This window comes from Acanthopleuribacter pedis (assembly GCF_017377855.1).
Lineage (GTDB): Bacteria > Acidobacteriota > Holophagae > Acanthopleuribacterales > Acanthopleuribacteraceae > Acanthopleuribacter > Acanthopleuribacter pedis.
Window position 1 is genome coordinate 1 of sequence record NZ_JAFREP010000039.1, and the last position, 15,168, is coordinate 15,168.

Consider the following 15,168-nt stretch of genomic DNA (forward strand, 5'->3'; position numbering starts at 1 on the left):
CCAAGCTGCCGGGGATTTCCGCTAAACTTCTGTGTATTAAACACATTAGCTTCAAAATCGAGTGGCTGGGACATCACATCACGCTATTTTTGGTTTCCGAGATGCGAGGTGCCCCGCTACACATAAGGTTTAGCTAAAAGCACCGCGAGTTATCACGCTTCTTAGGTTTAAGAGCGCAAATGCGTGGACGCGTCCTGCATGGCGGCGAGGAAGGCTTTTTTGCGGCGTCGGCTTACCTTGAGTGGGGTCTCCTCCGTGAGATAGACACAGGTTCGGCCCGCTTCCCTGGTCACCCGTTTGATTTTGCCAAGATACACCAGGGTGGATTTGTCGATGCGGAAAAAACCGGCGCTTCACCCAAGGCGTCAAGCACGGCAAAACTAGTGATCTCCGGCATTTGAATGTCGCGGAAAAGGACATCCGGCGTTGCAACGCGCAACCCTTGAATGGCCGCGCGACCGTCGGCAGATTTTGTAAGGCAAAGAAGCGCCCGCGGTGATGCGGGCGCTTCTTGCTTGTGTGACGCGATTACGGGGCGCAGTTGAGGTCGTCTTGCAGGTTGATGTGGAGTAAGTCGAGGATGTTGAGGGCGCCGTCGCCGTTGGGGTCGTTGGCGAAATCCGCGCTGACCCAATCCGCCGCCAAGGCCCACAGGTCGCGGATGTTGTTGCATCCGTCGTCGTTGTAGTCGAAATAGACGTCTGATGCGGCCACCAAAACGATCACGTCGGTGTCGACCGTGCTATTGCCGTCGTCGACCAACAGGTTCAGCGTGGTTGACACCGCTTCATTACTCAGTTGCAAGGGATTGCTCGTGAAGGTTTGGCTCGTGTCCAGATCCGTCCACAACAGGGTTGTCCCCGGCAACGCGCAATCAATGATTGCCTCCAGCGTGATCGGTTCAATCCCGCGGATCCCAATCGGGGGATCAACCCGCACCGCCAAGGAGCCGTCGGTCAAGGTCACCAGCGCGCTGCCGGAAACCTCGGTACCGCAGGCGTTGCTTACCTCGCAGTGGTAGGAACCGGCGTTTTGCGATCCGGCTACCGTGAATTCGAGGCTCGCCGCTGTTTCACCCGCCATCGGGTTGCTTTGAAAAAACCACTGATAACTCAGGTTTCCGCCTGTCGCACCCACGGTTAAGGTCACCCGTTGGCCTTGGCAAACGGCCGCGCTTACCGGATCGGTGGTAATCGAAACCGGTCGGTTGGCGGTCACACCCGCGCTGTCGCTGTTGTTCGCGGCGTTGGTGTCGGTCTGGTCCAGGGCCAAGCTACTCGCGGTATTGGTGATTTGGCCGTCCGCGCTTGCCTGCAATGCAACTTCCATGGTTAAGGTCGCGGTAACCCCCGGATCCATGGTGCCGACGGTCCACAAACCGGTTCCCTCGGTAAAACTCCCCTGGGACAGAACCACCGGGGTACTTGTGCGCGCCACGCCACTGGGCAACACATCGGTGAGGGAGACGCCGGTCGCCCGCGCGGCGCCGGTGCGGGTCACGGTCAAGGTATAGGTGAAAGGTACGCCCACACATGGGTTCGCATCGCTCACGGATTTGGCCACGGCCAGATCGAGTTCGTCACTGACCGTGATCGATGCGGAAGCGCTGTTGTTGCCGGCGTTGGTGTCCTCCTGATCCACCGCCAAGCCGTTGGCGGTATTGGTGATCGGCTGACTCAGCGAACTCGCGCCCAAATTAACCGTCGCCGCCATGGTCAGGGTGGCACTCGCCCCGTTGGCCAAGGTCCCGATGGTCCAGACACCGCCGCCGAAGGAACCCTGACTCGGCACCGTGGCGCCCAGGGTCAACCCCGCCGGCAAGGTATCGTTGAGCGAAACGCCGGTCGCCTGCAAAGGGCCGTTGTTGGTGACGGTCACGGTAAAGGTGATGCTTTGTCCCTCTTCCACGGTGCTGTCGTCCACGCTTTTGGTCACGGCCAAATCGAGTTGGTTGCTCGCCACCGTGATGCCGACACTGCCGACATCGTTGCTCCCATTGGCATCGGTTTCATTGAGGCTCAGATTGCTGGTGGTGTTGGTGATCGGCTGACTTAAGGCCGAGGCACCGGCATCCACGGTCACTTCCAGACCAAGGGTCGCGCTGTTGCCGGCCGCGATGCTGCCGATGTTCCAGAGCCCGCTGCCCTCGGTAAAAGAACCTTGGGAAGCATTGGCCGCGGTGGCGGTGCGCGTCACCCCGTTGGGTAGGTTGTCGGTGAGCTGGACATTGGTCGCATCGCCCTCGCCGACGTTGCTCACGGTAATGGTGTAGGTAAGGGTCTGTCCCTCGGTGACGCTGCTGTCGTCAACGATTTTGGTGACCGCCAGGTCGGGGGTCGCGGCCGTGCGCAACGCGCAGTTGCCCGAATTCAACAATTGCATGGTTCCGCTAATCGCGCCCGGAATGAAACACAGGTTGGCACTCGCCGTCAGACGATCTTCAACACCCTCTAATTCGGCGGCGTCCGGGGTGCGCACGTCGTTGCCCCGCGAGGAGGAAAAGTGCATCAGGGATCCCGGTGCAATGCGGTGGCCCAAACCCAGGCCGTGCCCTAACTCGTGCAGCGACACGGTTTCGAAATCCTGCTCACTCGCGGTGGAGGCGTCGGGGCCAAAATTCCAACTCGCGCTCGAGGGCACCGGGGCAAAGGTAATGTCCAGCTCCGAGAGCCACCACACCAAATCATGCTGGGTACACGAACCCGTGCCTTGCCCGTTGAAAAAGCTGTTAGCCCTACCCAGCACGCCGGCGCCAAGTGAACCGAAGGTGACAATGTTGACCCCGTCCCGAGCCGCGGCGCTCACCGAGGAGGTGTTTTTAAAATCGACCCCGTAATTGGCAAAGGACGTACACCGCCAGGTTTCCAGGGAACGCTCGAAGGCGGCAACCGCCGGCGCGTTGGCATTAAACGACGTATTGTAGGTGAAGTTCAAACCGCCGGAACCTAAATCCACCAACCGATAGAACTGGCGGGTAACCTCATTAAAGCCGGCGTCTGAATACACCGAGGTCTGGGCATAGTTCACGGTCAGCGCACCGGTTTGCCCGTTGACACTCACGGTCCCGGTTCCCGCACTCGAAATGGGTTTGACGACGACCTGGCCATCACTCCACGAGACGTTATCTGATGCGACCTCTTCGGTCGTCAGCGTCGCGCCGCCGTTGTCGGCATTGGCGAAAAACACATCGTCGGCGGTGCCGCCGAAACCACTCCCCGCGATGGTGAGGAAATCGCTGTTCTCGATGGTGCCGACGTTGGTCGTGCTCGGCGTAATGCTGGTGATCGGCAAGCTGCGTTTTTTGACCGGCCCGGTAATGCCCACGCGCGCTTGGAACAGGTCGCCGGACGGGGTCATCGCACGTTGCCCGGTTTTTTGAAAAATGCGACCGGTCAGCTTGGTTTCGTCCAGAGGTTGCTCAGCCAGCAAATCGAAATAAAGGCCGGCTTGTTTGGTCAGCGCTCCTTGCGCACTGGCAAAAGGTTCGAGTTGGCGCAGGCCCGGTTCGCGTTTCTCCACCGCAAAGGCTCGTTTGGCGGCAGGTGCCTCATTGAGAAATAACACGTATTCGTTGATGGCTTCCAGCTTCAAGCTGGGGTAACTGATTTGTCCCTCAAGGCCGACAAACCCGCCCAGGGTAATCACGGCGATTTCCGACGGCCCGTGGTTCTTGAGATAGGCGGTTACCTCGATGCGGTTCACGGTGTAAATGTTGGTTCGGTCTGCATTCCAAAAAGCTTCTTGGCCCTTCAACCGACCCATCACAATGTATTCGGATTCATTGATGCGCCGATCCAGCGAAATCGGAACCATCATGCATTGGGCGAAAACAACCGTTGAACCAAGCCAAACGGCAAGCACCGCCGCAATTTTGCACGCACGAACCATGGAAACCCCCATCAAGGCAATGGACATCAGGCAGGGTCGAACAGGCAGCCGCAACACCGAACGAGGGCACGGGCCTGTTACCGCAACCGTCTTTGATGGGCGACGCAACGAGAAGGAGGACATGTAATCATTGAATGAGGGTATGGGCGCATTTTAACACATGACCTCATCGAAAACACGGCCCGGGCAAGGATTTCGATTTCGCAGAAAAGCCCACGCACCAGGACGATCTTTAAAAAAACAAAAAAATTTTGGCGGGTTAACGGGGCCAAAAGGCCTAGCTGTTTAGACACGGTGCCTAGGCCGTGCAACATTCTGACCTAAGAAGCGCGATGAGAGCGTGGGATTTTCGCTAAAGATCTGGAGCGAAACGGCTTGAGGAAAGCGGGCCGGGGTCGCGCACGACGCGCACCCACTGGGTGCGGTGAGCATTTTCACAGGTCGTTGTAGCCCAGAGGTTTAGTGAAAATCACCGCGAGTTATCGCGTTTCTTAGGTCAAAAGCTATGGAGTCCCGACCCTTGAAATTATCCCCTTTGTTTTTTGCCGCGACGGCGGTGTTATTATTTGCGAACCCGGCGAAAGCCGAAACCTTGGACTGGATTTTTACCAATGACAACACCCTGGACGGGGTGGTCACCAACGAGTACCAAATCGCACTGACCGGTCAAATCAACAAAAAACATTTCTATTTCCACGATGCCAACGAAAGCGCGCCCACCTCGTTTTTCAGCACGGGTGCCATCGAAACCGACGCAACCGATGTGGGCGGTGCCGGTCGCATCAGCTTCGCCACCTACACGGCCGAAACCACCTTCCGCTTCAGCGGCGCCCACCTCGGCGACGGCAAATACCAGGGCACCTGGTACGGTGACAACGGCGAACAAGGCGACTTCTTGTTGGAAACCCAGCCAGGCCTGGAAATCCCACCCGAGGGCGGCATCCAGGTCACCACCGTGCAAGACTCGGTGTGGGCGTCTTCTTACTACAACGCCAACCCGGCCCGCGCGATCATCGACGGTGTTATCGGCGGGAGCAACGGTCCCAACGTGTGGATTTCCCACACGACCGACGCCACGCCAACCATCGGCTTCGATACCCAAACGGCCCAGGTCGTTACCCATTACCGCCTCTCGCGCGGTTACTGCAACGCCCCCGCCTACCTCGCCGGTACCTGGAAGGTTTACGCCCGCAACGGCGATGCCGAATGGACCTTGATCGACACGGTGGCAACCGACCAAGCCGACAACTATCCCAACACGAGCTGCGGCAGTTTTGGTCAATTTTATGTGGTCGACAATCCTGGCAGTTACACCTCGTACAAGTTCGCGTTCATCGCTTCCTCTCAAAGCAACAACGTTGGTGTCGGCATCGGCGAAATCGAGCTGTACCGCTAAATTCAACGCCTAGTTAGTCCCAAAATTCGCGGGCCGGACGTCTTGTACAGGGCGTCCGGCCCGCCCTTCGTTTGGTCGCGGGATCACCACGCACCGTTCCGCTCCGAGCAGGCAACGCCGAGATGTTAGCCCGCGCTCACCATTGCTAAGGATCCAAAGGAATATCCCGCCGATTGGCGGCCTCTTGATCCGCCGGCTATTGCTCAGGTACGCAACCACTTCCATCACCAAGCCAAAACACGTTTCAAGGCAATAAAGACAACCCTTTTGCTGAAGGATTCACTTTCATTCGCCACTGTCCCGCGACAACATTCATTGCCGCCTTCCCAAGAAACCATGGCGTGTGATCAGCGAAACACATCGCCAAAACCTGCTAGTTAATTCATGTACACGAAGCTTTGTTCGTGGTAGCCTGCTGGACTCAAAAAAAGGCGTCTATCCCGCCTTTTGACAAAACCCGAAACGTTCCTAGAGGAGAGACTTGATGAGTCACTATGCAGGCATCGCCGGCTATTACGACCAGTTGATGGACGGTGGCTATTACGATCACCGCGCGATGAGCCAAAATCTTTTAGCCGTGGTGGGCACGGGTAAAAAAATACTGGAACTGGGCGTTGGTACCGGCCTGACCGCGCGGGCTTTGTCCGAGGCCGACCCTTCCGCGGCGTTTACCGGCATTGATTTCAGTCCCGCGATGTTAGAAATCGCCAGGGATCGCCTGCCAGACAACATTCGTTTGGTTGAATGCGACGTCGCCGAAATGGATCTCGGCATTCAATTTGACGCCGCCGTCTCCACCGGGGGAACCTGGGTCATCATCCGATCAGAAGCGGGTTTGATGCTGGGTACCCATCTTTACCATGCCGAAAAAGACCGCGCGGGTTTGCACCGGGTCGCCGAACACCTGGTTCCCGGCGGGTTGTTGGTCTTGAGCGTGCATCCACCCCACGAGGACCACAGCCTGCAGCTACCGAACGGCTTGGTTTACTCCCAAGAGTTGGGCAAACCATCCACGGATGATGCGCATTTTTTCATTGAGAAGAAATACCGTTTCACCCGCGATCAGGAACACCTGGCGGAAGACCGCGTGGTACTGGGTTTTTACAGGGATACGCTTTACCCTGAAATGCTGGCCGACGCCGGCTTCAAACCCTTGGGCCTGACCAACAACGAAGATTTTTTCGTTTTCAAAAAAGTTGATTGATCGCGGATTTGCGGGGGCAGCTAGAAAGCACTCCCGTCTTTACCTCAGTTACTTACAAATCGGGCATCATGTCAATGATGGTAAACAGTTTGCCCCGGCCCGGCCAAGCAACCACTGCATCCGCTAAATCACAATCAATGAGCAGGGCCGTCGACACCGAAAGCACCGTGTTTCCCGGACCCGTGACGCGACATTGGTACACACCGGTATCCGCCGGTGAAGGCTGCACGAGGGTTAAAACCGAATGTACCCCGCCCGCGACCGGGTTTCCATTGTGCAGCCATTGGTAGGACAGAGGCGGCGTTCCCGAGGCGGCAACGCGCAAAGTCGTTTCGTGGCCGCTACAGGAAATGCGGCCCACCGGCCGGTTCAAAATAGCGGCCAACCCCTCCAGGCGCAGTGTGGCTGCTTCAGAGGTATGGGCGCCGCAGTCATTTTGCACCACGCAGTGGTAAGCCCCTAGATGATCTTCGGTCAGTGCCGCCAGCACCAAGGTGTTTTGGTTGGTCGCGGCAAGCGAGGTTCCGTTATGAAACCACTGATAGGCCAAGGCCGTCCCCTCGGCCGCGACACGAAAACGAAGGGTTCCGCCAGGTTCGCCGGTTTGATCCTCGGGATGGGTTTGAATGCTCGGAGACTGCCTGAAATGGACTTGGATTGGCGCTGAAATAACCGTCCCGCAAGCGTTAGAAACCTGGCAGGTATAAACCCCGCTCGCGAGCGTGTCCTGGGTCTGATTGGGAAAGGTCGAATCCTCGGCGCCGTCAATCGGGGTACCATCCAAAAACCATTGGTAGCGGAGATCGTCTCCCGTCGCGGCGACCCAAAGCCCAAAACCCGGCTCATCGCAGACGGTCACATCGGGCGAGACCGCGGTAATCGTGGGTGCCGTCTGCACTTGTACCGTCATCGCTTCGGACGAAAGAGACCCACAGCCGTCGGAAACCACACATTGGTAGGTTCCATCCGTTGCCGGGTCGGCCGAAAACGACAACGCGGTCCCGTCTTCACCTTCCAAGGCAACACCGTCTTGAAACCATTGAAACGACAAATCGGCAGCCCCTTCGGTTTGAACCGACAAGGTCACCATCGTCCCGGCACATGGCGCGGCATCACCGGTTTGAGCCACAATACGAAACCCTTCACGAGGCCTTAGTGTCGCGGTTTGGGTGAAGATCGCGTTGCAGGGGTTGCTCACCAGGCACGCATAATCGCCGGAGTCGACGGATGAAACCGCGGAAAAGGTAAGGCGTGCCGTGGTTTTTCCCGGTAACGGAACACCATCACGGTACCACTGAAAAGAAGGTGCTTCACCCACCGCGGCAACGTCCAAGTTCACGGCGCAGCCGGCGGCCGGGAACTGGTCCGCGGGGTGGGTCACAATCTGGAGCGGCCGGTCGCAGGTCAAGGCCCGTGTTTTTTGGGGATCGTGGTAAATCATCGGCCAGGAACGGCCGATCCCCGGCGCCACCGCTTGCGTATCCCACATTAGAAAGTGCCCGCCGCCATCCAACAGCGCGATCTCAAACAAACCGTCGCCGTCAAAATCCACGATGGCGGGCGCATTGGAACGCATGGCCATGGCGGAAACGGGCTTGGGAAACGTATCGAGCAGGGTACCGTTACCATCCACGCCCCAGAGGGTGAGCCAACGTTGGGCGGGGTCGGCCTCGCCGAGGACTTCCATCGCGCCGTCACCATCCAAATCAACCAACGACATCAGTTGGAAACCAGACGAGCGGTGGACGGGGACCGGTCCGGCAAAAGGCCAGCCCGGCAAGTTCTCGCCTTTCCCATTCCAAGCGTACAGCGTGGAATCGAGGAAGGTTCTTTTGGCACCCAACACGACATCGGGAATGGTGTCGCCGTCCACGTCACCCAGCACGGGCGACCCCAGAAACGCATGATTGGGAAGGTCCAACGGCCAACCCGGCAAGGATTGGCCGGTGTCGTTAAAAGCGAAGACTTTGTCGTAGCCAGTGTTGATCACAATCTCAAGACGACCGTCGGCATTAATATCACCCAGGGCCGGGGCGGCCCATGCCCGCTCGGCAAGGCCGGGGCACAGCGCAATCGGCCAACCCGGACGAATGCTTCCATTTGACTGAAAAACATACAGGTTAAGATCACCATCTTGGTTGAGCAACACGATTTCTTTTTGGCCGTCGCCGTCCAAATCACCGACGGCCGGGAGCGACAGATCGTTGTACTCTTGGTCCTGAACGAATCGCGGCCAATTCGGGAAATCGCCACCATCCGCGTGGAACACCTCAATTTTGCCGCCAAACCCGGAACGGTACGAGGTGCTGATGATTTCCATCGTTCCGTCGCCGTTGAGATCCGCCGCGGCAAGTTGCCCACCAAAAGCGGCCTTCGCCCGCGGCCATCCATCCCAAAGCACCCCGTCATGCGACCACACATAAACCTGACCAAAGGTTGTAACCGCGATGACTTCCAAAAATCCGTCGGCATTCAAATCGGCGGCAATCGGCGCCCGTTGGGTTCGATTATCCATGGTTTGCGGCCAACCCGGTTTAACGCTGCCATCCTCACGCACCACCACGACATGCCCGAGATACCCGGTAATCAGCTCGTGCTTGCCATCCCCTTCCAAGTCAACCGCAACCAAGTTATCCAAAATAGAGATTGCGCCGGGTTCGACCCCAATCAGGTCGCTCATCCGCACGGGCCAACCCGGCCTCAGATCTGGATCCACGCCGATGTGGCGTTCCACGGTGACGTCGGGCAAACCTGTTCGTGTTACCGTCAGGCGCACAGGGTAAAGCCCCGCTTTTTGGACAACCGAGGTGTCCCAGGCGCCCAAAACATCCGCCGTAATTCGGTTCGCCCCGTTTCCCGACAGGGAAAACCCGGCCGTCGACCAATCGCCAAGGTCGGGATCGAAATAGGCCAGTTGGAAGCCGGAAAAACCCCCACCGGCGGCGGTGCCGGTAAAAACAAGGGTTTCGTGACGCTTGGCCAAGGTGGTATCAAGCGGCGTCGTCAGGGTCGTCCGATCAAGGGTAAAGGTGGTGCGATCCTCGCGATAAGCGCCGTTCTCGCCCGTGACGGTCAAACGCAAGGTATAGGTGGTGTCGGGAAGGTCGCGGGTGTCCCAGGTAAAGAGCACGCCGGCTCCCGGCTGATCCGAGGCGGTTAACGGGTGCCATTCACTCGGCGACGCACCTTCGCCGTAGGCGAGTTGAAAACCGGTGAAGGAAGAAGCATCCGCAACCCCTTCCACCGCGATTTCTTCAACGATGAGCCGAATGGACCGCGGCGAAAACAACCGAGCCGTGAAACGGTGTTGATCCACCAAGGCACGTGCCGCGTTCAGTCGGCCGTAACCCGAAAAATCGTCCCGTCCCGGTTCGAGCACATCATCACAGGCGGCGCGCAAGATTTGCCGAACCTCCTCAGGCGTTGCATCTGAGAACCGTTGCAACACCAAGGCCGCGACGCCCGCCGCATGAGGTGCCGCCATGCTGGTCCCGCGGAAACGCGCGTACTGTTGGTCGACGGTAAAGATCGAATCGGAACCGCGCGTCGACTGGGCCGACAAGATGTTTGAATAAGCGCTGTTTTCACTGGCATTCACAGAATCGCCACCGGGTGCGAGCAGGTCGAGCCCACCACCGTAGTTGGAAAAATCGGAACGCCGGTCCCCCGTATCGGAGGCACCCACGGTGACCACATACCGCGAGGAGGCCGGAAAGAAATCGCCGATATCCCGATTCGAATTCCCCGCGGCCGCCACAAGCACAACCCCGCGGCCGTGGGCATAAGCCAGGGCGTCATCCAGAAATTGTGCGTACTCGTTTCCGCCCAGACTCATGTTGACGATATGGGCGCCGTTGTCGGCCGCATAAACCAAAGCTTCCGCGATGCCCTCAAAAGTACCGCGACCGTCATCGTCCAGCACCTTCAACCCCATTATGCGCGCATGATGGGCGATCCCGGCCAAACCCAAACCGTTGTCGGCCTCGGCGGCGATGGTCCCGGCGACATGGGTGCCGTGCCCGTGACGATCCGTGATCGACACCGCGTTTTCGACAAAGTTCCAACCATGAAGGTCGTCCACAAAACCGTTGCCGTCGTCATCAATCCCGTTTCCGGCGATTTCCCCGACATTGAGCCAAGCCTGGTTCACCATTTCAGGGTGGGTGAAATCACAGCCGGTATCGGCGACGGCGACGACCACGCCTTGGCCGGTGGCGGTATCCCAGGCGGTGGTCACGTCGATTTGGTGATGCCCCCAAAGATCCGCATAAGCTTGGCCCCAGCTCCCATGGCTAACCAGATACGGATCATTGGGCACCAACTGGGCGGTGACATAATAATTAGGCTCCGCGTACAAAACCGCTGGATGGTCGACGAAGGCCGTGATGACGGTTTCCACCGAGCGCGTACCATCCGTTTCTAAACGGAAGATTCGATTGAGACCGGCGGCGCGCGTCACCCCCCCCGGTCCGCCACGAAACAGCGGTGCGCTTGAAACGATACCTTGTTCATCAAAAAGGGTGTCCAGACCCGATTTCGCCCAAATTTCCTCAAGCCGCTTGCCCGTCCCCGGCGGCACCGTTTTCAAGGCTAAAATCACCACATTGGGTTCAAAACCGGTTTCTTGAGGGGGCACCGCATCAGGCGTTTCCGCTTCGGGCATCCCCGCCGCCAAGATCGCCGTGAGGGCGAACAGGAGCACCCAGCACCTAGGCCGAAAAAGAGAAGCGCGAAAGGGCAAGAACATGGCTTTTCCTATTTCCTGTAGCATTTCAGCCGACGAGACATCGACACCAAGAGAAAAATCAGCGCCGGCACCGAAACATGAAAAAAAACAAAATTTAATGGTTCCCCTATTTTACAGAAGCACCACGATTTCTTACAGGACATTCCTAAGAAAATCAGGGCCGCCCCGCCCTTCTTGCCTCATTGAACCCCCTCCCCTGGATGCCGGGATGGGTACAATGGTACCTAAAGCCGCCAGTGTGAATTCCAAGGATCACCCGAGGCGCAAGAATCCGCCGTAATCCTTGGTCAAACCGGAAACACCTGGGAAGGTGGGCCCGCATCCTGCGTGGATCCCTTTGGTACCATAACCCTTGAACCCGAAGATTTGGCGGAAGTCAGCCTGATTCGCTGCCTCCGGTGTCAGCGTAAATTTTTCACCTGGCAAATGAACGAGGAAACCGCGGCTTGCCGCAAAGCTATAACCAGCGAGAACCATCTTGCCGGCTAGTATTTTGGCGGGCGGCCATGATGGCCGGCGCTCACCAGAAAACGTGGCGGCAATGAGCGGAATATGCCCTGGTTCCCATCAGGTTTCATCACGCCTTGGGCGAATCCCATCCGCTGCGCCAAGACAGGTCATCCCGATTCGAACGCGGAACAGCGCGCTTTGGTGTTCCAGGGCGAGCTGCCACTGGAAGCGGTCGCAGACCCGTTGGATCAGGCTCATGCCGTGGCCCAGGCCTTGGCTCGGGGCGGGCTCCTGCGATGGTGCCGCGTTTTCAAAAACCAGGTCCGTGTTTTCGTATTTGATGTGCAGCCAAGGTTGGGCCGCGTAGCGGGTCGCGTTGGTGAGCAGGTTGTCGAAGAGGATTTTGGCGAGGTGCGGGTTGCAGACCACCTTAATCTCGGCGGGCACCCTCAGTTGGAGGTCGAAGGCCTCATCGCGCGCCAAGTGCAGGTGGTTAATGATGCTTTCCTCCAGCAGCGGGAGCAGCGCGGTTTCCTCCATAGCGAGGTTCTCCTCGCGGGCCAGCGCCAGCAGCGTGGTGATGATCTGATCCAAATTCATCACATTGTTTTTGAACAGCGCGCGGCTTTCCGATGACAGCTCGCCCGCTTCCGCCAACTCGTCGGCCAGCAGGCGCAACACCGCGGCGGGCGTGCGCAACTCATGGCTGACATCACGGGTGAATTCACTTTCGCGGTTGAGCGCCGATTGCAGTTGAACGACGCCGGTTTCGATGGTTTTTGCCAAAAAGCCGACCTCGTCGTCCGCGAAACCGGCGGAAAAACCGGGTGCGATGTCGCCTGTGCCGAGGCTTGCAACGCGATCCGTTAAGCGACGCAGGGGCAACACCGCCGAACGTGCCGCCAGCCAGGCCGCGGCCGCCGCCAGCAAACCGACCACCGCGATTCCGGCGAGCAACCACAGGGAAATGAACGGCAAGTAATCACGGCTCACCTCGTAGGCCGAGACGTCGGCGCTAAGTACCACCACCCTCGATCCCAAATCGATCTCAAGCACGTGCACGGTGCCCCTCGGACCCTTGGGAAATTCGACCCGACTGGGATCGGCACGGTGTAATTGGGGGATCGGGGCGGGCAGCGTTTCCCACGCTGGGTGAAGGGTCATGAAGGCCGGGCGCGGTTCGGCCAACGCACCGGTCTCAGCGTGGTGCGCCTTGATGAACGCGGCTTCCCGCGCCACCAATCGGTTGAAAATGGTGTCCTCAATAATCCAGGAATAACCCAGGATCAGCACACTAAAACCAACACTGGTTAGCAGCGCAAACGCCAGAAAGATATGCTGGATCCGCCGACCAAGCCCGGATGGAACCTTCATGCATCCAACCGAAAACCGACGCCGTGAATGGTTTTGATCATTTTGGCGGCGAAGGGTTTATCAACGGCGTTGCGCAGGGTGTAGATGTGAGAACGCAAGACATCGCTTTCGGGGCAGTCGTCACCCCAGATTTTTTGGATGAGCGCGGAGCGACCGACGGCGTTGGGATAGGCTTCCACCATGGCGTAGAGGATATCGAAGCCGGTGGGGCTAAGGGTGATCGGCCGCCCTTCCCGTTCCACGGTACGTTGGTCCGGGTCGACCTTCAACGAACCGATCACGGTCACCCGCGATTGGTGCAGCCGGCGACGGCGCCCCAAGGCCAGACAACGCAGAAACACTTCTTCCAAGGCGAAGGGTTTGGTGAGGTAATCGTCGGTACCGGCCTCAAAACCCACCACCTTGTCGGCCAAGCTGTCCCGCGCGGTGAGCATCAGGATCGGCACATCGCGGGGTTGGGTTGCCTTGATGCGGCGGCACACATCGAGCCCGTCCCCGTCCGGTAAGCTGAGGTCGAGAATGACCACGTCATAACCGCCCGCCATGGCCCGTTGCACCCCACGCCCGGCGCGGTCGGCGTAGTCGACCAGCATGTCGCGGGCGGCCAGGTAATCCCCGATCCGCGCCGCGATGGCGTCGTTGTCTTCAATGATAAGAATGGATAGGCGTTGCATGTTTGGATTATAACGCCGCGCGCGCGGCGATCAAGGCCAGGGCTTTTTCCCGTTCCGGATCACGCCCGTCGGCCAAACCCGCCGCATCGCGAGCAACCGGGTGGTGCGGCACCAGGCCACCGACGCTTTGATCCCCGTTGGGCCGCACCAACAAACGGGTCGCGACAAAGGCACGCAGTTGTGAGTGGGGCAAATTGAATAAATTCCCTTGACCGGTTTGGTTGGCGTTCCCTCCGGTGGTTTGTCCGATCAACACGGCGAAGTCGTTGTCTTTCAGCGTGGTGGCGAACACAATCGAGGAAGAATAGGATATCGGCCCAACCAATAAATACACATCGCCGGTAAACCGCACGTCCTCCGGCTTGGGTGTCTCCCAATCGTTCCAGTCCTTCTTCAGGAAGGTTCCTGCTTTGCCGCGGTAACCGAACAGACCGCGGTTGTCCTGGTTCAAGCGTTCGGTCATGTGGGAAATCAAACGGAATTTTTTATGGGCAAGGTGTCTGGAAAGGTAGGTGACGGTATCGGTATTGCCGCCGGTATTTTCGCGGATGTCGATGATCAAGGAACGAATCCCACGCGCGCGCAGCTCGGCGAAGGTGGTGTCGATGAAGTCCTCAAAGTCGCCGGGGTTGGTGTCAAAGCTGACGAGGGTCAACAGCCCGACCCGGTCCGGTAATTCCTCGTAGCGGTAGTCCGCGAGGGATTGGGTTTCTTCGGGCTCGGGCCGTCGGCTTGGGTTCACCTGGATTTCGCGGCGACCTTGCCCGTCTTCGATGAAGAGATTGAATGTGTCGATGAACCCATAGACGGCCCAAAGCATGGGTGGAAAGCGGTCGGCCGCCATTTGCTCACGCAAGCCTTGGGTTTCTCCGCCGGTGACCTGTTGCAGTGTTTCGATGATGTCGGCGGCGGGCAGGTTGTTAAGGGTCACAATCCTCGTCCCCGGGGCGATACGGGTTTCACCAAGGGTATAACCGCCTTTGATGAACAGTTGCCCTTCGCGCACTTGAACCCGGAACGGGAAGGACAAACGGCCGGCGTCCTTGAGGTCGGTGTATTCCTGGTAGGGCCAAATCAAAAAAGCGTGGCCGTCTTTAAAGTGGTGGTTCAGGCGGCCAACGACGCGAAAGAATTGAACACGGGTCATGGGTTCGGTGATCTCGGCTTTGGCCGCATCCACCAAAGGACGCAGCCGTTCGCGTGTTCCGGGATTGTCCAACAGCGGATGACGGCTCAGGACCCCTTGGTACAAAGCCTCAACATCGGCTTGAAGCAGCGCCGGTTCAATTAAAGCGGTTTTCAACGCGGGATCGGGCAGCTTGGGAAATAGTTGCAAGTGCGGCCGGCCCCACATCCAATAGGCGCCGCCCCCGGTTCCCAGCAAAACAAACAGGCCCAACACGATCAGGATTTTTTTCATCAAACACCTCCCAAC

Annotated in this window: 8 protein-coding genes; 2 read left to right on the forward strand and 6 right to left on the reverse strand. The window is 58.4% G+C overall.

Features of this window, described 5'->3' with window-relative positions:
• Positions 1-167: 167 nt before the first annotated feature.
• The gene (locus J3U88_RS35480; RefSeq protein WP_207862513.1) at positions 168-317 is read right to left on the reverse strand and encodes a hypothetical protein; all 150 of its coding nucleotides are present in this window, start codon (positions 315-317) and stop codon (positions 168-170) included.
• A 211-nt stretch (positions 318-528) separates the two neighbouring features.
• Positions 529-3,888, reverse strand: coding sequence for a CARDB domain-containing protein (locus tag J3U88_RS28980; RefSeq protein WP_207862514.1), 3,360 nt, complete (start codon positions 3,886-3,888; stop codon positions 529-531).
• Between the two features lie 520 nt (positions 3,889-4,408).
• Here J3U88_RS28980 and J3U88_RS28985 point away from each other — a divergent pair.
• Both J3U88_RS28985 and J3U88_RS28990 read left to right on the forward strand, forming a co-directional pair.
• Complete coding sequence (locus tag J3U88_RS28985) at positions 4,409-5,284, forward strand: hypothetical protein (protein WP_207862515.1); 876 nt, start codon at positions 4,409-4,411, stop codon at positions 5,282-5,284.
• Positions 5,285-5,768: 484 nt separating this feature from the next.
• Positions 5,769-6,488 (forward strand): class I SAM-dependent methyltransferase, encoded by a 720-nt coding sequence (locus J3U88_RS28990; protein WP_207862516.1) that lies wholly within the window; start codon positions 5,769-5,771, stop codon positions 6,486-6,488.
• Between the two features lie 52 nt (positions 6,489-6,540).
• Here J3U88_RS28990 and J3U88_RS28995 read toward each other — a convergent pair whose 3' ends face one another.
• The 4 genes from J3U88_RS28995 to J3U88_RS29010 all read right to left on the reverse strand — a co-directional run bounded on the left by J3U88_RS28995 (position 6,541) and on the right by J3U88_RS29010 (position 15,153).
• On the reverse strand, positions 6,541-11,151 hold the full coding sequence (locus J3U88_RS28995; protein ID WP_207862517.1) for a S8 family serine peptidase: 4,611 nt from the start codon (positions 11,149-11,151) through the stop codon (positions 6,541-6,543).
• Between the two features lie 651 nt (positions 11,152-11,802).
• Positions 11,803-13,059 (reverse strand): sensor histidine kinase, encoded by a 1,257-nt coding sequence (locus tag J3U88_RS29000; RefSeq protein ID WP_207862518.1) that lies wholly within the window; start codon positions 13,057-13,059, stop codon positions 11,803-11,805.
• Positions 13,056-13,733, reverse strand: a complete 678-nt coding sequence (locus J3U88_RS29005; protein ID WP_207862519.1) for a response regulator transcription factor — start codon at positions 13,731-13,733, stop codon at positions 13,056-13,058. The genes J3U88_RS29000 and J3U88_RS29005 overlap by 4 nt, the downstream gene beginning before the upstream one ends.
• A gap of 7 nt (positions 13,734-13,740) precedes the next feature.
• Positions 13,741-15,153 carry a S41 family peptidase gene (locus J3U88_RS29010; protein WP_207862520.1) on the reverse strand — a complete coding sequence of 471 codons (1,413 nt, stop codon included), beginning with the start codon at positions 15,151-15,153 and terminating at the stop codon, positions 13,741-13,743.
• Between the last annotated feature and the right edge of the window lie 15 nt (positions 15,154-15,168).